The organism is Colwellia polaris, from assembly GCF_002104515.1.
In the GTDB taxonomy this organism is placed as follows: Bacteria; Pseudomonadota; Gammaproteobacteria; order Enterobacterales; family Alteromonadaceae; genus Cognaticolwellia; species Cognaticolwellia polaris.
On record NZ_NBOE01000003.1, the window covers coordinates 168,215 to 188,893 of the forward strand.

A 20,679-nucleotide genomic window follows, 5' to 3' on the forward strand; every position below is an offset into this window, starting at 1 on the left:
TTTAATTACCTTAATAACGTTTTTGATATTATACGTGAATTATAATGCTAGCGACTAGCTTGTTGTAACACTAATATACTCATCGGGTATTGCTGACATTAATCGCGATAAATTAGCTTGCGAGTTTTGAGGTGCTAGCCAGGCGTTTATGCTATCAGGTAAAATAAATACCGGCATACGATGATGATACTGCTCGCACAACTGGTTCGGTTTAGTGGTTAATGTTACCACTTGAGGCGGTGTGTTGAACTTATGATAGCTCACTCCCGCCATATACAAAGGAAGATTCTGTGAATGACTAAAATAATACTTTTGTTTTTTACTGCCCTCTTTTCGCCACTCATACCAACCACTAATAGGAATTAAACAGCGATGTGCAACAAAGGCTTTCGCAAAGGTGGGTTTAATGGCAACGGTTTCACTTTGCGCATTTATTAATAAACGTTTCGACCACGAAGGTTGAATGCCCCACTGCATATTAACTTGGCTAACATGTTCATTACTTTGCACTATGGTCGATAACAACTCACTTGGAGATAAGTTATCATTACTTTCGCTGTGAAAATTTAAGCCTATGGTGTCGCTAACAATCTTGCATAACGAAGTGTTAATAATGTTGAGCCTGCCACACATATTATTTTCCTTAATTATTGTTGAAGCGCCGAGATAGTATTAAAGATCAGCCTTGATACTAAATTTTAAAATACCTTTTAAACTAATTATGCTGTCGGTACAAATTAGAGTATACCTATTAAATAAGTCATCTGTTAAGCTGCAACGATAAGATAGATAAAGAACAGATAATTCATTGAAAATTGAAATTATAAATAACATTTCAGATATTGCTGAACAAGATTGGCAACGACTTAATACTCAACCGTCAGTATTCTCAAATTATCAATTTTTTCAGTGCTTAGAAAGCAGTGGTTCAGTATCTGCTGCTCAGGGCTGGCAACCTCATCACTTACAATTTCGAAATAACAAGAGTAATCAAGTTAATGCGCTATTGCCCATGTACGTTAAATCGCACTCATGGGGAGAATATGTTTTTGATTGGGCATGGGCTGACGCTTATCAACAACATAATGTTCCCTATTATCCGAAATTAGTTGCTACTGCACCTTTTACACCCGTTACCAGTAATAAACTTTTGTCTGATGAAGTTGTACTTGCAGACACTTTTGATATATTGACTCAGCTTTGTCAGCAGCAGTCATTAAATAGCTGGCACATATTATATTGCTCGCCTGCCGAGTATAAAGCAGAAGATGTCTACCAACGCAATACCGTACAGTTTCATTGGCTTAATCGTAACTATCGAGATTTTGATGAATTTCTATCGCGCTTTACGGCCAGAAAAAGAAAAAACACCCGTAAAGAGCGTCTTTCAATCAGCCAACAAAACATTGAAGTTCGGCGCGTGCTAGGTAAAGATATCAGTAAAAATGAGTTAGATTTCTTCTACTTAACTTATCAATTAACCTATATAAGACGGGGACATACGCCGCATTTGTCTTTTGAGTTTTTTCAAGCAATTATAGAAAAGTTACCTGAGAACATATTGTTAATTATTGCCCAATGCAATGGCGAAGACATTGCCTGTGCTTGGTTCTTTTTTGACGAGCAAACGTTATATGGCCGTTATTGGGGCTGCACCAAATCGTACAACAACTTGCATTTTGAATTGTGCTACTACCAAGGGATAGAATTCTGCATAGAGAACAAACTCGCTTTATTCCACCCAGGCACACAAGGTGAGCATAAAATACAACGTGGTTTTGAACCAAAACTCACCACTTCTTATCATTGGATTAAACATGACGGATTTAGACCTGCAATTAAAGCCTTTTGTTTACAAGAACAACAGCAAATGCGAGCTTATCAAGCGCAGTGTATGCAGTTACTTCCGTTTAATTCAAACGATGAAAATAGATAACAATAGATAACAATAGATAACAATAGATAACAATAGATAACAATAGATAACAATAGATAACAACGCCACAGATAAAATAAATAAAAATTTGCACATTAAATTTAATAAAACTTTGAGCATAAAATCATGAATAAACCTTTCTCACAAGCATGTGAAAATAATAAATCACCGATACTCGCCCTATTAACTCAAGCCTTGAGTAAATGTAAGACCGTATTAGAAGTTGGCTCTGGCACTGGACAACATGCGGTATATTTTGCGCCAAATATGACATGGTTAAGCTGGCAAACCAGTGATATACTTATAAATCATCAAGGTATTAGTCAATGGTTACAGGAGTATCCTGCCGGGAATTTACTCTCGCCCATTGAGCTTGATCTTAACCACCCATGGCCCATTGAAAAAGTTGACGCTATTTACACCGCCAATACATTACACATTGTCAGTTGGCCATTAGTGCAAGCCTTCTTTAAAGGCGTATCACAACATTTAAACCTGCAAGGTAAACTCTGTATTTATGGCCCTTTTAATTATCAAGGCCAATACAGTAGTGAAAGTAATGCCAGTTTTGACATTTGGCTTAAAGATCGTGATAACGAAAGTGCCATTCGCGATTTTGAAGCTATAGTAGCACTTGCTGAACAAGCGGGTTTGACGCTAGAAAATGATCACGCCATGCCGGCTAATAATCGTTTACTGGAATTTTCGAAGACAAACTAGAGTAGATATTTATTAAAATAATACCGTAGAAATGAAAATGCGCTAATAAAAAACTAGCGCATTATTAATACTTTATAGTTAACCCCAAAGTTTAAAATAAAATTAAGTATTTAAAGACAAATCAAAACTTAAAGTTAAATCAACTGTTGAAATCAAGCCTAAATAAATACCTAAGCTTACATGTCTAGTCTGGAGTCTTTACCGTAATTTCAATGGCTTTAGCATCGCCGGCCAACCATTTTTGTAAATACACACTCCCTACAGCTTCAGCTTTACCGGGCTCTGGCACTTCTTTGAAACGGATACTATTTTTGTTTTCTTTTTCAAAAACAAGTTTCACATTAACTTCTGGCATTATATTGTCCTGTACTTTGACTTTCGCTGTGTAGGTTAATTATTACTATTTCTTAAGCTAAGTCTAAGCGCGCAACTAACCATGAAGCAATATCACGAATTTCCGTTGGATGAACACTATGCGCCATCGGGTATGTTTTCCAAGTTACTGGATAGTTTTTCTCATTTAATAATTTATTCGCCATTTTACCTGCACTTAATGGCACTACATCGTCGTTTTCACCATGAAGTTGCAAAATACTGGTATTGCTATTAGCTTCGCTGAGTTGTTCTGGCAGGGCATCGGCATTGGGTAAGTAGCATGAAAGCGCCATAACGCCAGCAAGCTTTTCAGGATAACGTAAACCCGTAAACATACTAACCACACCACCTTGACTAAAGCCGGCTAAAACAATACGACTTGCCGGAATACCCGCTGAAATTTGCTCAGCAATTAAAGCATGTACTTTAACTTCAGACTCAAGCACACCTTGCATATCAGCACGGTTATGCAAATCCATACTTTTAATGTCGTACCATGAACGCATTACATAACCTTGGTTAATGGTTACTGGTTGCTCTGGTGCATGTGGGAAAATAAAACGTACCGCATGATTTTTAGGTAAACCTAGCTCTGGCACAATGGGTGAAAATCCAGCGCCTGAATCGCCTAAGCCGTGTAACCAAATAACACAGGCGGTAGCAGGTAAAGTTGGTTCGATGGTAATTCGTTCTAATGGGGCAGCAGACATGCTTCTCTCTTTATAATGGTTACAGTAAAAAATGCCGATATCATAACGTGTATAACGCACAATTAAAATATCCGCTAAGGTGAGAAAATAACAATACTACCTTAAGCTATTTTCAGCTGTTGGTTTTATTCTGCGAATTTGATTGAAACTATGACTTAACACTCATAAAGTAGTTAGCCTAAGCTTGTTTACACTTCGGATAAATTCGAGCCAAAACAAAGCTAAAACAAAGCTAAAACAAATTTATTAAGGCAGAGACCAAATAAAAACAATGACATTAGCCAAGAAAGTTTACCTAAGCGTCGCCCTATTATTTAGCTTATTTATTATCGCTTTTATGACGTTTTACGTTGCCCGTGTAGCGATAGTAAAAAGCATTTCACAAGAGCAACTAGCGCTATATCAGGCTAATATTTCGTGTCTTGATTTCACCATCGCCAATGACTTAACACTGAACATAAAAATGCTATGTTTAAAAACTCCGCAAGCTGATTTCGAACTCAACACGGTTAAAGTAAAGTTAGACTTAATTGCTGAGCAAAAAATTAAACATGTAGAGATTAGGTCTATGTCAATCGATGCTAACACAGCCCTACTCGATGCATTTAAAGAGCAACCAGAGGAAAACAACACGTTAAGTGCTGCACAACGACTTAATATTACCCTTACAAAACTGTCAAAGCTTCAGATACCTTTTACCCTTAATGTTAATGAGTTTCATTATTCACCATTTAACACCAAAAGTAATAGCTATAGCGGTAAGTTTTCAGCTACCAACACCAACTTGCAATTAGCGTTAAAAGACCCGCAGCAAAAAACAGTTTTTAGCGCTAACATTTTCGAGCTTAAAAACAAGCAATTTAAAGCTGAAATCATTAGTGATTTAACCCCATTAAAAAACTTTATTTTATCGCATCAACTCCCTTTGCAAGCATCATTGTTAGATACCTTGGCATTAACGACTCTTGAAGGTTTATTTCATAGCGATGTAGATTATGATGCAGGAAAATTATCGATTATAAGTCAGCTAAATAATGTAGCGATTTTATCGACTAAAGGCATTCAAACTAGCGGGCCGTTTGCGTTAAGCGGTGCGCTTAATATAAATAGCCAAATAACGCTGCCTTCCACTAGCTTATTATCTGCTAGTGACGAATTAACAAATAAATCTGCTAATGTTGATCTTGAATTTAAAAAGCAGAACCGTTTACAGCTTAAGTTTAGCCCTCAACATTTACTGGATTATTTAAAGCAAGAGGCGTTTTCAAATGAACTTACCACGCTTTTAGCTGACAACCCCTTTGAACAAATAGCAGTAACCCCAGAAGGCAAGTTAACTTACAACCTGAACAAGCATAAAATATCCTTGTCGACGTTAATCCTAGCGGCAAAAAACGACAAACAAAAACATCAACTTGTTTTAAACAATATTAAAGTAGATATAGCGCACTTTCTAAGACATAAAAACCTACAAAAACCACTTCACCAAAATGCAATGGATGAAACTAAAAACGCGGTTTACTTAGACTTTAAACTTAACAGTCCTTTAATTATTAATGCACTGAAAAACTATAGTCATTCTCCAGTCGAGTTATTATTACAAGGCTCTTTTGAACAAGACTCACTGAAAAGCAAAATACACTTTGATGAAAGCTCCACCATAACAGGTAATAATATCATTGGATTTAGCGCCGAAAAAACAACAGATAAAAATCGACTTGCGATTAAACAAGTTACCACAAAAGTACAAGGTGATATTAAAGTATCAACCCGAGTAAAAAGTAGTAATAACACTCAGAGTAATAACCAGGAAAATCACCAACCGCCTATTAGTTTGAATTTAAGTCTTAATACTCAAGCTAAAAAATTACGCTATGCCAATATTGCCGAAATAAAAACGCTATCATTAAGTAGCGGTATTACAGGGAGTTTTGACGATATTAAATTACAGACTTCAATTATTGCTGACAGTCTACTCTTGGGTGAGTTGAAGGTATCTGGCGCGGTAGAAAAACCGAAAATTTCGCTCGCAGTAAATCAACTGCCCCTAACAGACTTACTCGCGCTTAATATTAAATTACCGACAGAAATTAATTTAGTGGCGGGTACATTAAGTTATAGTGTGAACGGTCAAGTTATTGATTTAAATAATTTTCAAGACTCCACTTTCGAGCTATCTTTGCATGTATCATCACTTAGTGGCGAAGTAGCCGACATTTGGATCCAAGAATTAAATTGGCAACAGAACTTCAAATTTTTAAACAATGAACTGAGCTCAATCGACGGCACGAATAAAACAAGACAAGATAACCTCACCATTGCACTGATAGAAACACCAACGCCAGTATCTCAGTTTTCAATTAACACTCAGTGGCACTATCAAAAAGAGTTTAAAATTTCAGCCACTAACCTTAAGGGTGATATTTTAGGCGGTAGTTTTGCCATTCCTAAAATACAGTGGCCACTTCAGCATGATCATTCAGTTGACGTTCAGCTTACTCATATAGACTTAGCCCAAGTGTTGGCGTTAGATAAAAAGCAAGGTATTGTAGTTACAGGGGATATCTCAGGGCAATTACCTATTATTTATGATGGTGAAAAATACACGATAGAAAAAGGTGAGTTGCATAATGTTAGTAATGGCTTAATTCAAGTCAAAGATAACCCAGCGGTAGCAAGGCTAAAGGCAAATAATACGCAATTACAGTTAGCGTTTGATGCCCTGCAAAACTTACATTATCATCAGCTGTCTTCTGATGTTTCAATGGCAGATGATGGCTATATGTTGTTGGAAACGGTTATTAAAGGTCGAAACCCTGACATCGACAACGATGTAAACCTGAACTTAAATTTAAGTTATGACCTATTAGGCTTGCTGGAATCAATATCAATTACCAAACAATTTGAAGAACGTATTCTCAAAGGTTTACAAAAAAATTAAGGAGTTTCTATGAAAAAAGCACTATCGGTAATAATCGCTGTGTTAATCATAAGCGGTTGTACACACAGGGTAGAAGTTAGCGCAAAAGAACCCATTACCATTAACTTAAACCTAAAAATTGATCATGAAATTAAAGTAAAAGTAGACAAACAACTTGATGATATTTTTAGTGACGATAGCGACATATTTTAAGGAGTGATCATGAACAAACTTATAAACAACTTAACAAGCATATCTAAAAGAATCACCGGTGTAATATTAGCCAGTTCAATAGCTTTTTCCGCATGGGCTATTTCGCTTGACGATGCAAAGAAGCAAGGGTTAGTTGGCGAAATGCAAAATGGTTACCTAGGTGTTGTGGTCGATAGTGCTCAAGCAAAAAGTTTAGTGAATGAGGTAAACGAAAAACGTAAAAATATTTATCTTAACTTAGCTCGAAAAAACAAAATAACTCTTGAGCAAGTCACGGCTCTGGCAGGTAATAAAGCGGTTAGCAAAACCCAGTCGGGTCATTTTATTCAAAACTCAGCAGGTAAGTGGGTAAAAAAACAATAATCAATTTATAAAGGGGCAAATTAATGCCCCTTTTAACTAGCTACCTTGGTTGTGTTAACCGCTCAATAATGACTTAATGTATTTATTTAGCTTTTCTAATCTACTATTGCTCAGAGCTCATATGAGTGGTCAAGTACTCAAGTACCCTTTTGTGACGCATTTTCACAGCGGATAATTTCATCTCACAAATATCAGCAATCTCTTGAAAATCTAACCCTGTGCGATAACGCAATAGCATAATATTACGATCGTCAAAAGATAAGCTGTCTATCATGTTGGCAAGCACTAAATTAATATCGTTTTCTGCTGGTTGTTCAGCTTCCAAGCTATCAAGGTAGTCATCATCATATTGCATAATATCCCAACGACGCTCTCTTATTTTATTAATGCATTCGTTGTGAGCAATTTTAAATAACCAAGATTGAAACGATACTAGCCACTTAAATCCGTTTAAGTTTGTTAAGGCTTTAATAATAGTTTCTTGTACAGCTTCTTCTGCATCAGGCTGATTGCCAAGCACCTTTACACAATAGCCTTTTAATTTAGGCAAGTATGGTGTGATCAGCTGCTGAAAATAGCGCGTGTCATAAGGTAAACTCTCTTGCACTAAGGCAACGAGCTGGCGTTCGTTGAATGAACTCAAATCAACAGTAACCTATTGCTTAGTCACTTTATTCGCTAATAAAAAGGTATTAGGCACGGTAATTATCACTTCATTTTCACCTATAACTTTACTAGCAACACTACCAATAGAAACCAACGCACCTTTAATTTCTTCAACTTCAAGGTTGTCACCAGCTTTATACATATCTCTTAAGTAAACGCCTGCAACAATTTCTTGAGCCATCGACTTTGTACCTATACCTAAAGAAATAGCGGCAGCTAAGCCTACACTGGCAATTATTACCGAAATAATGCTGTTTAGTAACCACACATCAATATCAAGTTGAGTGATAGAAAGTGAAACGGTAATAATAATGATGATACCGCGACAAACCTCAGCCACAGAACGCCCGTAATCAACCCCGGTATTTTTTGATGCTATTTTCACCGCGTTATAAACAATTTGTGCGGTAAAAAATCCACAAAGCAATACCGCTAATGCAGCGAGCAACTTAGGTAAAAACAACACTAAGGTATCAATTAAGCCTGACAACATATCAAGGCCGACAATATCTAATGCTGCTAATAGAAATATCAAAAAGATAAAGAATGAAATTAGACTAGCGACTACTTGACTGCCCTGAACTTTTAAGTCCATTTTTTTCAGCAAAGTCTCTAAACCTAACTTATCTAAAAAGGTATTAAAGCCGATTTTAATTAATGATTTATTTAATAATCGCTTAATTAAATTTGCAATAACCCAACCCGCAAGTAAAAAAACTAATGCGACAATTAAATCAGGCAGAAAAGTAACAACTTTATGCCAAACGGCGATGAGACCATTGAAAGTTTTTTCTGTAATGTTTTCATTTTCCATTATTTTTTACGCCTTTATTCGCCTGATTTTTTAAAGTTGGCTTTAATACATTAATAAACAACCCAGCAAAAACCACCCAAATAGAGGCCATACCGAGTGAAATTAAATCTTTACTGCCTTGTTTTACATTGGCTGTTACCTCAGCCCGTTTAAATAACTCTTCATCTGACATAGCAAAAGCAATATCATCTTCACGCTGAAGAGCCTGTGTTAAGTTCTGTTCTATGTTGTTCATTTTAATCCCCTAGCTAAAACTTACCTGCTATTAATAACAACGATTTTTAAAGTAAAAAGTCACAATAATTTTATTTTTTTAGTGACAAAAAACCACCTTTTACAGCATTAAGCGTGATTCTACGCGACTTAGCTGTAGACTTCTCAGTAATTAACTGAGAAATAAATAATTAATTTTGATCTTAATCAAAACTTCCAACGTACTGGCAGTCGAAGTATTAAATATTATTGTTAATACTAGATTTTAAAATAAATTAAATTAATTTGTGACTTTCTTCTGACTCACTCGTTATACAAGACAGAAATTAATAAAAATTTATTTACACTTAAACAAGGAATTACCAATGAAAGCATTTAAAGTCTCTCTACTTGCAGCACTTATCAGCTCACCACTAGCTGCAGAAAACATTGATAAAACATGGGAATTAGGTGTGTTTGGCGAATATATGAAGTCAGACACTAATAAAGAAACAAATTTAGACTGGGATCGTATCGAAGCCGGCAAAACTATTGGTCTTGATTTACAAAAAGTTATTAACGATTACTGGGATGTGCGTGTAGAACTTGCTAAAACACGTTATGACGTAAACAATGGTGGCGATAAAGACTACGGTATTCGTGGTGGTGTTGACGCTATTTACAAATTAGAAGACAGCAATATCTATATGTTTGCTGGTGTAAAACGCTTTAGTAACGTTAGAAGTTACAACGCAGTAAATGTTGGTGCTGGTTACAACTTCCCAGTGAACGACCGTTTATCATTTTATACAGAAGCCGCTGTTTATAAAGATGTAGACTATGGTTTTATCGACCAAGGTTTAAAACTAGGTCTTAAATATGCATTTGGTGATGTTAAACAAGCACCTGTAATGGCCAAGCCTAAAGCTGCTGAGCCTGTAGCTCAAGCTGTTGTTACTGTTTTAGATTCTGATAACGATGGTGTTGCTGACAATGTTGACCGTTGTGCGAATACTCCATCAACAGTTAAAGTAGATTCTAAAGGCTGTACTTTATATTCAGAACATGCCGTTGAAATTAAGCTTAACATTGCTTTTGCTAACAACAGCTCAGTAATTCAACCTGCGTTAGTTGACGATATTAGACGTTTAGCTGATTTCATGAATGAATATACTCGTACTTCAGTTGAAATTGAAGGACATAGCTCTGCTCCTGGTGACGACGCTTACAACTTAATGCTTTCACAAAAACGTGCAGACGCAGTTAAGAGTGTTTTAGTTAATAAGTTTAACATTGACGCTAGTCGTTTAACGTCTAAAGGCTACGGTGAGACTCAGTTATTATCTACAGAAAATACACGTACAGCGAATCAATTAAACCGCCGTGTAGTAGCTAAAATCGAAACTAGTGCGAAAAAAGTAGTTACTAAATAAGCATTATTAATTAACAAGAGCGAACGTAATAATTCGCTCTTGAATTAATTATTTATTTAAAACATATATATACCCAATTTAAATGCTGGTAGATTTCTAGCGAGTAAATAAGTTGGGTATTTTTAAATTCAAAGGTTTATGATGAAAAAAATAAGCAAAACAACGTTAGATTTTATTAATGAAAATATTAATATAAATGCCCAAGCATCGTCATACCCGCTTAGAAAACAACATGATATTACTGACACTCCGACTAAAGACAGTGCTCCTCAGTTAAATTCACAGCCAACAACATCTTCTTCATCTCCTGCTTGTTTGGCAACACTTAAAATTGCTGAAAACTATAGCTAGCAAATTAAACCAATAAGTATTTCCTAAAAGCTTAACCTCAAGCCGCTCCCCTTTTCTTCCTAATAAAACTCTGTTTTGACCAAAATGCTATATAGAAAGTATAAATAACCTGAATTCTGGATAAGCAGTACTTGCTCAATCCTCCCTTTTAAGCCATTACCTGCGTTAAAACGTCGATAAATAGCCCGCTATTCATCGACGTTTTGCCTTGGAAATGGCATAAAATGAAGCATTGATGGTGTAAATTCGTGATGTTCACCTTACTATAGCATTTACTTTAACACCTAAGCTTTTGATTCACTTGAGTATCAAGCACTCATTATCCAGAGTTCAGGTTAAATAATTAAATTACACAAAATTAAACCTTAATTATATATTTTCTGACTTTTCAGTTTTCAACATACAGTAAATTCACTGTAACCCTTGTATTAATTCTCCTAACGTGAGTCTTTAACAGCTTTATGTCATCAGTTTAATGAACTAAAATCAGCATTAAACGTATTGTTATTTAACTGCGCTTGAAATTTATTAGTTTTAATTCAGGTCTAGTCACCCATAGCACTTTTTAAGTCACCATATTAAGTAATTTTGACCATGATTAATAACAAAAAATTAGGTATAAAAAAATGAAGTACAGTTTAGTCGCTCTGAGTATTCACTTGTTTTTTCAAACTCAAATAGCCAATGCACAAGAAACAGAAAAAACAGACGTTGAAGTACTAGAAGTCTCAGGGCAACGTATTATTAACCATGGTTTTTCGCCAAAAAACACATCTGTGAACGGTCCGTTCGGTGATGACTTAGGCTTAGCTGACATTGCACGCTCAATGACGCCAATTACCAGCGCCATGATGGAACAGTTAAATATAACTGATTTACAAGATATCTTAGCCATTACACCAAGCAGTTACTCCGCAAGTGGTTTTGGTGCACCAAGCCTACCAACGTTACGGGGGCAACTGGGCGAGCTATTTCAAGATGGAATGCGTCGTCAAGCCGGTAATAATGGCTTTGGTGTGCCACTTTCTTTTAACTCAGTTGAACAACTAGATGTTATTAAAGGTGCACCACCGGTATTATTTGGTAGCAGTCAGCGTAATGGCGGCTTTGTAAATTTACAATCTAAACGAGCTTCAACACAAGAAAGTGCCGCAAAAGTAAAGTTTACTGCCGGTCGTTGGGACCACTACAGCGCACAGCTTGATATTTCAGCGCCTATTGTCGAAGGTGAAAGTGGCTTTAGAATTAGCGCTGAGCATATTGACAATGGTAGCTTTTACGATCATTCAAGCTTCGAAAGCGACAGTATCTTCGCTGCATTTAGATATCTTCCTAATGAAAAAAGCACGTGGGACATCAACGTTGAGTATTATCAAGTAGAGTTTACCGACAATGCAGGTATTAATCGCCCGACACAAGCACTCATCGATCATGGTTTATATATTACTGGCCAAGGTGTGCAACCTAACGGCAGCCTAATACCTGGCGCTGGCGCTATCGTATCACCTACAGGACAAGTAAAATTAAGTCGCAGTACCGTTTTAACAGATCCTGACAATGCCAACGAAGCTGAAACTTTTCTTTTACATAGCATATACACTTATGAATTAAGTGGGCAAACTCGGTTAAAAAACAGCACTTATTATCAGCACCTAACACGCGATGAAGTTGCACAAAACAGTTTTGTAGAGATTATTGATGCCGCCGATACTGCTCAAAACCGATTAGAGTTAAGTCATGACTGGAACAGCGAACAGCAAACCATTTTAGCTTTTGATGTACGTTACAACAAGGTTCGTGGCTTTAGCCAGTTTACTACAGAGGCTGACGATCCAATCGATTTAACCGGGCCGATTGAAAACCGACGCATTCCTCTAACCCCAGAACAACAAGCTAGACTCGTTGAACTCAGACCAGGTGTATTTGTTTCTCCTGGCGGGCAATATGATATTAATAACGATAATGTTGGCGATTTTTCATTATCTGATACTACCGACTCAACTAGCTGGCAAACAGGCTTTGCTATTCAACAAGACAGTCAATGGAGCGAGCGTTTACGCACAAACTTTGGTTACCGTATCGACTTTTACGATGTTGAAGCTAAAGACCCTATTGCACCTGCAGGGCAAGTTGCGGCACGAGATAGTATCAATGAAATACTTCATTCAGGCCAAGCTAGCATTAATTATAAACTTAGATCAGATTTAACCATTTATGCCGCTACCAGTTACAACGAAGCCACATCAAACAGTATGGCAGGGGGGAATTCTCTCGGTTCTGATAACTTAATTAGTGAGCAAAATTTTGCTACTGAAAACACCTTAAATGAATTTGGTATTAAATACATCCCAGACAATAGCGCTTGGTATGTTGATGGCTCTATATTTAATCAACGCCGTAGTTTACGTAATCGCGATGGCAGTAACACAGGTATAAAAACTAAAGGGGTTGAATTACAAGTTTTTTATGATGCTGCACCCTACTGGTTTAACGTGAGTTATAGCTACCTTGATGCACGATATGACAACTCAGCGAGCAGCCAAAGTTCATCGCAAATAGCCGATGCCTTTGATAATTCGCGCCCTGATATTATTCAAGGTACCAGCGTTGGTGCACCAAGCTTTACTGCATTTGCACCATCCACTAGACGTGTTCAAGGTATTCCAGAACAATCTTTAAGCGTTAATGGTGGTATTTATCTTACCGAGTTTTGGCAAGCAGGTTTTGCCGCTTTATATACCTCTAGCTACCCATTAGACTTTTTAGCTACCGTTAACATTCGAGATCAATACACCTTAGGTCTCAATTCCAGTTATACCCTAGCCGAAAACACTAAAGTACGCTTTGATATAAACAACATAACGAATCAAAAAAACTGGCGCCCTGTTTTTGAAGGCGGATACTTTGGCTCTACCCTGGTTTTTCCAGAGTTACCAATTAATGCCAAACTTACAGTAACTTATAGCTTTTAAGGACCCATACCATGTTTAAAAAAATATTATTATTAGTGATTGCCATTACTTTAGTGGCATTGTTTTTTCACTACGATTTAAACCAATTGTTAACCCTAGATGGCTTAAAGGGCTCGATGGATCAATTTGGCGAGTGGCGTGAGCAATCACCACTATTGGTTATTGGTGGTTTCTTTGCTTTATATATTCTAGTTACGGCGTTGTCTTTGCCAGGTGCAGCCATTTTAACGTTAGCAGCAGGCGCTTTATTTGGTTTAGTTGAAGGCTTTATTATTGTTTCATTTGCTTCAAGCATTGGTGCATTGCTAGCCTTTTTAGTTTCCCGTTATTTATTGCGTGACAGCATTAAAAACAAATTTCCTGAACGTTTGAAGGCTATTGATGAAGGCGTACAAAAAGAAGGCGCATTTTATCTATTTACCTTGCGCTTAGTTCCTGTATTTCCATTCTTTTTAGTTAACTTATTAATGGGTGTTACCGGTATAAAAGCTTGGACATTTTACTGGATAAGCCAACTAGGCATGCTAGCTGGCACGGTTGTTTATGTTAACGCGGGCACACAACTAGCTGATATAGAAAGCTTGTCAGGTATTTTATCACCTAAGCTTATATTCTCTTTTGTTTTACTCGGGCTTTTACCTTTAATTGGCAAAGCTATTGTTAACAAAATAAAGCAACGCAAAGTCTATAAAAAATGGCAAAAACCTAAAAAGTTTGATCGTAACTTATTAGTTATCGGCGCTGGTGCCGGTGGTTTAGTCACAAGCTACATAGCTGCAGCTGTTAAAGCGAAAGTTACCTTAATAGAAGCCGGCGAAATGGGCGGTGACTGTTTAAACTATGGCTGTGTGCCAAGTAAGGCAATTATTAAAAGTGCTAAAATTGTCGACCAAATTAAGCATGCAGAGCATTACGGTTTAGAAAACACTTCGCCACAATTTTCGTTCAAAAAAGTAATGGCTCGTGTGCATCAAGTTATAGCCGATATTGCCCCGCATGACAGTGTTGAACGCTACACTGACTTAGGCGTAGAAGTTATTAAAGGCTACGGGAAATTAATTAACCCATGGACGGTAGAAATTAAACTGAACGATGGCACTATGCAAACCCTAACAGCACGTAGCATTGTTATAGCAACAGGTGCTCGCCCATTTGTACCGCCATTACCGGGTATTGAAGAAAGTGGTTATGTTACCAGTGACACCTTATGGACTGAATTTGCCAAACTCGATACCGCGCCGAAAAAATTAGTAGTGTTAGGCGGTGGGCCTATCGGTAGTGAACTTGCACAAAGCTTTGCACGTTTAGGTTCAGAGGTTATACAAATTGAAATGGCTGAGCGTATTATGATCAGAGAAGATCTTGAAGTCTCTGAGTTTGCTAGCCAGTCGTTACAAAAAAGTGGCGTAAATATTCTAACCTCACACCAAGCTTTACGTTGTGAACAACGTGATGGTAAGAAATTCATCATTGTTAAAAACCTTAAGCACGAACAAGGTTCAGCGCAAGAAGAAGAAATGGCTATCGAATACGACGAGTTATTGTGCGCTGTTGGCCGTTCTGCCCGTTTAAAAGGTTATGGTCTTGAAGAACTAGGTATTGAAACTAACCGAACGATTCAAACTAATGACTATTTAGAAACCTTATACCCTAATATTTTTGCTGCCGGTGATATTGTAGGTCCTTATCAGTTTACTCACGTTGCTGCTCATCAGGGTTGGTATGCCGCGGTTAATGCTTTATTTGGCACCTTTAAAAAGTTCAAAGTAGATTATCGTGTTATTCCTTGGGCAACCTTTATTGACCCAGAAGTCGCTCGTGTGGGAATTAACGAACAAGAAGCAATCGAGCAAGGCATTGACTATGAAATTACTCGCTTTGATTTTGAAGAGTTAGACCGCGCAATTACTGACAGCGCAGCTAATGGCTTTATTAAAGTGATCACGCCAAAAGGAAAAGACAAAATTTTGGGTGTGACTATTGTTTCTGAGCATGCTGGTGATTTAATAGCAGAGTTTGTATTAGCAATGAAGCACGGCTTAGGCTTGAACAAAATATTAGGCACTATTCACAGTTACCCAACATGGGCTGAAGGTAATAAATATGCAGCTGGTGAATGGAAACGTAACCATGCACCTGAAACGGTTCTAAGCTGGTTAGAGAAATACCACACTTGGAAACGAGGTTAATCGTTATGGTTAAAACGAAATACAAGCGATTAACTACCCAGATTAAATCCTTGCAATTAGCTTTATTGCTGTTGCTAACTGGAGTTTTTAGCGTCATAAGCGTGGCGCAAGAGCCTTTGCACCATGCTTTACATCAGCCATGGCAAGCATTATTAGCTCAACATGTTAAGCCAATAAATAATGGTCATTCAAGCCAGGTAGATTACGCCGGTTTTAAAAGCGAACGCGTGCAGTTAAAAGCTTATTTAGCTGCGCTAGGCGCTGTTGACGAGGCAGTATTTTCACAATGGTCAGCGGCCAAGCAATTAGCTTTTTTAATTAATGCTTACAATGCTTGGACGGTTGAATTTATTTTAACCGCTTATCCTGATATCGAATCAATAAAAGATTTGGGCAGTTTTTTTAGTTCACCCTGGAGTAAAAAATTTATTCCTTTATTAGGCGAAACACGAAGCTTAGATAATATTGAGCACGAATTAATTCGTGGTGACAATAAATATGGCGACCCGCGTATTCACTTTGCCGTTAACTGTGCCAGTATTGGCTGCCCTGCTTTGCGCGAGGAAGCTTATACTGCAGACAAATTAGAGCAACAATTAAGTGAACAAACTGTGCGCTTTTTAACGGATACCAGCCGCAATCGCTTTAACGAAGATAGCATGGAGCTTTCTGCTATTTTTAAGTGGTATGGTGATGACTTCACCTTAGGTTTTCGTGGCAGTAATTCTTTATCCGCATTTATATTGCTTTATCATCAAGCATTAAATTTAACGTCAGCACAACAAGCATTATTAGCCTCTGATGATATGGATAAGAAGTTTTTAAATTACGATTGGGCGCTCAATGCTGTTAAATAAGCTACAGCAGTTAATGTTCAGTAAAAAGAGTCGTTTATCGACTCTTTTTGTTTACTTCCTTCTGAGCAAATTTGTTGTTGTATTAACCAATATCCGAACACTGGGCTTGAGAAAGCAATATGCTAAAAAGTCAAAACCCTCGCTTCCAAAAACCTCTATCTATAGATTTTGGCTGTTAATAATCATTGTTGTAATAAAGTTTCTAGCCTTACTTTCCCTATCAACATTGAGTTATGCTCAAGCTACATCGGTAAAAACAGCTGTTCAAGCCGCTATATTTGCACAAGAAACCACAGCAAAAAACACTTTAAAAATAACAAGCGACTCTCCTAGAGCAGCGCAATGGAATACCATAGAAAAATTAGGGAAGAATCAGCCCGTATACTTCCATGCTTGGGGTGGTGATCCACAAATTAATAGTTACATTCAATGGCTAGCGACCCGAGTTAAACAATTGCATAACATAGATTTACACCATGTAAAACTCACCGACACCAGTGAAGCCGTAAGTCGCGTGTTAGCGGAGAAATCAGCAGAAAATCACCAACAAGGACAAGTTGATTTGGTTTGGATAAACGGCCAAAACTTTGCATCAATGGCTAAGTACCAACTACTAACAAAAAACTGGGTTGAACAATTACCAAACTTTAGCTTAACAAACCCAACCGAAAACGAAGCGATGACCCGCGATTTTGGTTTGCCTACACAAGGCATGGAGGCACCATGGGGACAAGCATCACTAACGTTTTATTACACGCCTGAACATAGCAATAGTGTTGATTTCACAAAGAGTAGCTATCTAGAAAGTACTCAAAGTGCACCTAAAAACATTCATCAATTACTCGATTGGGCTGAGAAAAATCCAGGTCGATTTACTTATCCTAAACCTGCTGATTTTTTATCATTAAGTTTTTTAAAGTATGCTTTAATCACTTTAAATCAAGATAAGAATGAACAGATAAAATCAGGATTATACCAAGCCGTAACACCACAAAGCCAAGCTGCTTTGTTACCTGTTTTATGGTGTTACTTAGATAAACTGCACCCATATTTATGGCGTAAAGGGCAATATTTTGTTACCAGTGGTACCGCATTGCAAAGACTTGTTGGCGACGGTGAAATACAATTAGGCTTTACCTTTTCTGCCGCACAAATTCCGGCCTCGGTTAATCGCTATAATTTACCAAAGCAAACACGTAGCTTTGTTATGCAAGATGGTAGCTTAAGCAATATTCACTTTGTTGCTTTACCTTATAATGCCGCCAATAGTAACTCAGCAAAAGTTGTTGCTAATTTTATGCTAAGTGTTGAAGCACAAGCAAAAAAACAACAAGCCCACGTTTGGGGTGACAGCACGGTTATCGATATATCTCAATTAGCGCTAGAGCAACAAAAGCTATTCAACTCAAATAAACCACACCCAAGTGCGTTACCCGTTAGTAGTAAAATAAAAGCGTTAAGCGAACCTCACCCTAGCTGGTCTAAACTCATTAGTGTTGAGTGGCTAAAACGTTATGGGGCGCAATAATTTATGAGCCATTCTTTTATCGCTCAACCTCAGGAACCACATAAAACTAAAGCCAGTGTTCGGTTTTTTAGTGCGCTGGTTAAATTTAGCCCTAAACTACTTATGGCTATATTAATTTTACCAGTGCTTGGCGGTTTACTTGGCGTGATTTTACCGGCCTTTGGTTGGTTGCCAGCATTAGATAAAACTCAATTTAATTTGCAAGGTTTTGAACAGCTAATACAAACACCAGGCATAATAAAAATGATAGCGTTGAGTTTTTTTAGCAGTATTATTAGTGGTTTGCTAGCCTTCATTATTACCTTGTTACTATTAGCGACCTATTTTGATAGCCCTTGGTTGGCGCGTATTCAAAAGCTATTAGGACCTATTCTCGTTATACCTCATGCAGCAGCCGCTATCGCCATTGCATTTTTAATCGCGCCATCAGGTATGATCGCCAGACTCCTGTCGCCATGGCTAACTGGCTGGCAAAGTCCCGTTGATTGGTTATTGCCTCACGACCCGTTCGGTATCAGCATTATTATGGGGTTAACGTTAAAAGAATTACCGTTTTTATTACTGATGACGTTAAGTGCTATTGCACAGCCCGCGCTCAATAGTAAATTACGTGCACAATATCGACTTGCGCTTAGTTTAGGTTATTACCCAATGACCGCTTTTTTCAAAGCAGTATTACCAAATATATATCCGTTAATGCGTTTACCTATATTAGCCATTCTAGCTTACGCCAGTGCAAGTGTAGAAATGCCATTAATACTCGGACCAAACACACCACCAACTTTAGCCGTGGCGATTATAAATTGGTTTCATGACGTTGATTTAAGCCTGCGAATAAAAGCCTCAGCGGGCGCACTAATACAACTATTAATTACCGTTTCAGTACTCATTACCTGGTGGTTATTAGAAAAAATTGCACTAGCCATAACCTGTAAAACCCTTAGCAATGGTAAACGAAATTACGGCGATGCTTTTATTGCTAAAGGCATGCAGATTTTTACTGTTTTTTTGATAAGCACTATCGCGCTAGCTCTACTCGGCATGATATTTTGGTCGTTTGCAGGCTACTGGCAGTTTCCGCAAGCTATGCCTGAGCAATGGGTCTTACTGCATTGGCAATCTGCTTTACAACAAGTACAAACACCTATTATAAACTCTCTTAGCATTGCTTTAGTATCAACAAGTGTTGCTGTTATTTTAACTTTGCTAACCTTAGAATATGAAAAACAAAACGGGTCTCAGCTTTCCAATTGCAGCAGCTTAATTATTTATTTACCGATGATGATACCTAGCATTGCTTTTTTGTTTGGCTTAGTTTGGTTACAAGAAACCTTGCACGCTAACGCGACCTTTATTAATGTTTCCTTAGCGCATTTATTATTTGTTTTACCTTATGTATTTTTATCGTTAGCGGTGAGTTATCGCCGACTCGATCCCCGTTATGCCCAAGTAGCGGCAAGTTTAGGGGCATCACCATTAAAAATATTTATCCAGGTAAGTTTACCCCAACTACTTATTCCTATTTTAATGGCAAGTGCTTTAGGGCTAGCCGTTAGTTTTAGCCAATATTTACCTACTTTACTTGTTGGCGGTGGCCGATTAAATACCGTAACCACTGAAGCCGTCAGCTTAGCTAATGGCGCTAGTCGCCGCACAAGTGCAGTTTATGCACTGATACAAATGCTACTACCTGCTATCGCTTTTTCAATGATATGGCTAGTGTCAACATGGCAAAATAAACAAAGAGCACAAAAGATGAAAACCGAGGTCAGCTTATGAGCCCCACTAATGAGCACAACAGTTTACACATTGAAAATTTAACCATATCGCGAGATAAAACGCCGCTATTATCACTTAATGAAACAATCAGAGGTGGTGAGGTGTTAACGATTATGGGACCTTCAGGTAGTGGTAAGTCGACCTTGTTAAACTGGCTAACAGGCCAGTTACCTAAAGGGTTTAATGCCGATGGAAAAGTATATTTAAATGGCATTAATATTTCTCACACGCCAAGCTACCAACGCCATATCGGTTTATTGTATCAAGATGCCTTGTTGTTTCCGCATTTATCTGTTGCTGAGAACATCGCTTTTGCGATGCCAAAAGGCGATAAAAAAGCTCGGGCAACTAAAATTAGTTTCGCCCTTGCTGAGGTTGGCTTAGCCGGTTTAGATCATCGTCACCCCGACAGTTTGTCAGGCGGGCAACAAGCGCGTGTTGCACTCTTAAGGGTGTTATTAAGCCAGCCAAAGGCTATATTATTAGATGAAGCATTTAGCAAGTTAGATAGCCAATTACGCCAAGAAACTCGTGAACTCGTATTTGAGCAAATTAAGCAGCACAAGTTACCCGCAATAATGGTAACCCATGATGAGTCAGATGCGATTGCCGCTAATGGTAAAGTGATTAATTTGAAGATAAATCAACAAATTAATTAGTA

Annotated in this window: 19 protein-coding genes; 13 read left to right on the plus strand and 6 right to left on the minus strand. The window is 37.7% G+C overall.

The features are described from left to right. Positions 1–54 precede the first annotated feature (54 nt). On the minus strand, positions 55–633 hold the full coding sequence (locus tag B6A32_RS07805; protein ID WP_085302678.1) for an SOS response-associated peptidase: 579 nt from the start codon (positions 631–633) through the stop codon (positions 55–57). Positions 634–808: 175 nt separating this feature from the next. Here B6A32_RS07805 and B6A32_RS07810 point away from each other — a divergent pair, with 175 nt between their 5' ends. Further along, entirely contained in the window at positions 809–1,936 is a 1,128-nt protein-coding gene (locus B6A32_RS07810; protein WP_085302680.1) for a GNAT family N-acetyltransferase, read from the plus strand. 126 nt (positions 1,937–2,062) lie between these two features. Continuing rightward, positions 2,063–2,656: a DUF938 domain-containing protein gene (locus tag B6A32_RS07815; RefSeq protein ID WP_085302682.1), complete on the plus strand. Its 594-nt coding sequence runs from the start codon at positions 2,063–2,065 to the stop codon at positions 2,654–2,656. A 184-nt stretch (positions 2,657–2,840) separates the two neighbouring features. Here B6A32_RS07815 and B6A32_RS19320 read toward each other — a convergent pair whose 3' ends face one another. Together B6A32_RS19320 and B6A32_RS07820 are read right to left on the minus strand one after the other, a co-directional pair. Beyond that, positions 2,841–3,011, minus strand: a complete 171-nt coding sequence (locus tag B6A32_RS19320) for a hypothetical protein (protein ID WP_198946881.1) — start codon at positions 3,009–3,011, stop codon at positions 2,841–2,843. Positions 3,012–3,063: 52 nt separating this feature from the next. Further along, positions 3,064–3,741 (minus strand): alpha/beta hydrolase, encoded by a 678-nt coding sequence (locus B6A32_RS07820; protein WP_085302684.1) that lies wholly within the window; start codon positions 3,739–3,741, stop codon positions 3,064–3,066. A gap of 271 nt (positions 3,742–4,012) precedes the next feature. Between B6A32_RS07820 and B6A32_RS07825 the strand changes: the two genes are divergently transcribed. The 3 genes from B6A32_RS07825 to B6A32_RS07835 are packed head-to-tail and all read left to right on the plus strand — an operon-like array spanning position 4,013 to position 7,237. Beyond that, positions 4,013–6,682 carry a YdbH domain-containing protein gene (locus tag B6A32_RS07825; RefSeq protein ID WP_085302686.1) on the plus strand — a complete coding sequence of 890 codons (2,670 nt, stop codon included), beginning with the start codon at positions 4,013–4,015 and terminating at the stop codon, positions 6,680–6,682. Positions 6,683–6,691: 9 nt separating this feature from the next. Further along, positions 6,692–6,874: a YnbE family lipoprotein gene (locus B6A32_RS07830; RefSeq protein WP_085302688.1), complete on the plus strand. Its 183-nt coding sequence runs from the start codon at positions 6,692–6,694 to the stop codon at positions 6,872–6,874. 9 nt (positions 6,875–6,883) lie between these two features. After that, on the plus strand, positions 6,884–7,237 hold the full coding sequence (locus tag B6A32_RS07835) for a YdbL family protein (protein ID WP_085302690.1): 354 nt from the start codon (positions 6,884–6,886) through the stop codon (positions 7,235–7,237). Between the two features lie 103 nt (positions 7,238–7,340). On the opposite strand, the gene sigX is transcribed toward B6A32_RS07835, so the two are convergent. Genes sigX through B6A32_RS07850 form a run of 3 tightly spaced genes read right to left on the minus strand, consistent with a single transcriptional unit; the run spans position 7,341 to position 8,952 of the window. Continuing rightward, the gene (sigX, locus tag B6A32_RS07840; RefSeq protein WP_085302697.1) at positions 7,341–7,880 is read right to left on the minus strand and encodes an RNA polymerase sigma factor SigX; all 540 of its coding nucleotides are present in this window, start codon (positions 7,878–7,880) and stop codon (positions 7,341–7,343) included. A 12-nt stretch (positions 7,881–7,892) separates the two neighbouring features. Continuing rightward, complete coding sequence (locus B6A32_RS07845; RefSeq protein WP_085302699.1) at positions 7,893–8,717, minus strand: mechanosensitive ion channel family protein; 825 nt, start codon at positions 8,715–8,717, stop codon at positions 7,893–7,895. After that, positions 8,707–8,952, minus strand: a complete 246-nt coding sequence (locus B6A32_RS07850) for a hypothetical protein (RefSeq protein ID WP_085302701.1) — start codon at positions 8,950–8,952, stop codon at positions 8,707–8,709. Before B6A32_RS07850 ends, B6A32_RS07845 begins: the two co-directional genes overlap by 11 nt. Positions 8,953–9,295: 343 nt before the next feature. On the opposite strand from B6A32_RS07850, the gene B6A32_RS07855 reads away from it, so the two are divergent. The 8 genes from B6A32_RS07855 to B6A32_RS07890 all read left to right on the plus strand — a co-directional run bounded on the left by B6A32_RS07855 (position 9,296) and on the right by B6A32_RS07890 (position 20,677). Then, the gene (locus B6A32_RS07855; protein WP_085302703.1) at positions 9,296–10,342 is read left to right on the plus strand and encodes an OmpA family protein; all 1,047 of its coding nucleotides are present in this window, start codon (positions 9,296–9,298) and stop codon (positions 10,340–10,342) included. A gap of 141 nt (positions 10,343–10,483) precedes the next feature. Next, the gene (locus tag B6A32_RS07860; protein WP_085302705.1) at positions 10,484–10,693 is read left to right on the plus strand and encodes a hypothetical protein; all 210 of its coding nucleotides are present in this window, start codon (positions 10,484–10,486) and stop codon (positions 10,691–10,693) included. 626 nt (positions 10,694–11,319) lie between these two features. After that, positions 11,320–13,665 (plus strand): TonB-dependent receptor, encoded by a 2,346-nt coding sequence (locus B6A32_RS07865; RefSeq protein ID WP_085302707.1) that lies wholly within the window; start codon positions 11,320–11,322, stop codon positions 13,663–13,665. 11 nt (positions 13,666–13,676) lie between these two features. Continuing rightward, the gene (locus B6A32_RS07870; protein WP_085302709.1) at positions 13,677–15,854 is read left to right on the plus strand and encodes an FAD-dependent oxidoreductase; all 2,178 of its coding nucleotides are present in this window, start codon (positions 13,677–13,679) and stop codon (positions 15,852–15,854) included. Positions 15,855–15,859: 5 nt separating this feature from the next. Next, positions 15,860–16,711, plus strand: coding sequence for a DUF547 domain-containing protein (locus tag B6A32_RS07875; RefSeq protein WP_085302711.1), 852 nt, complete (start codon positions 15,860–15,862; stop codon positions 16,709–16,711). Continuing rightward, on the plus strand, positions 16,698–18,239 hold the full coding sequence (locus B6A32_RS07880; RefSeq protein WP_233131357.1) for an ABC transporter substrate-binding protein: 1,542 nt from the start codon (positions 16,698–16,700) through the stop codon (positions 18,237–18,239). The genes B6A32_RS07875 and B6A32_RS07880 overlap by 14 nt, the downstream gene beginning before the upstream one ends. A gap of 3 nt (positions 18,240–18,242) precedes the next feature. Continuing rightward, positions 18,243–20,018 (plus strand): ABC transporter permease, encoded by a 1,776-nt coding sequence (locus B6A32_RS07885; RefSeq protein ID WP_085302713.1) that lies wholly within the window; start codon positions 18,243–18,245, stop codon positions 20,016–20,018. Further along, positions 20,015–20,677 carry an ATP-binding cassette domain-containing protein gene (locus B6A32_RS07890; RefSeq protein ID WP_085302714.1) on the plus strand — a complete coding sequence of 221 codons (663 nt, stop codon included), beginning with the start codon at positions 20,015–20,017 and terminating at the stop codon, positions 20,675–20,677. The genes B6A32_RS07885 and B6A32_RS07890 overlap by 4 nt, the downstream gene beginning before the upstream one ends. The last annotated feature ends 2 nt before the right edge of the window (positions 20,678–20,679 follow it).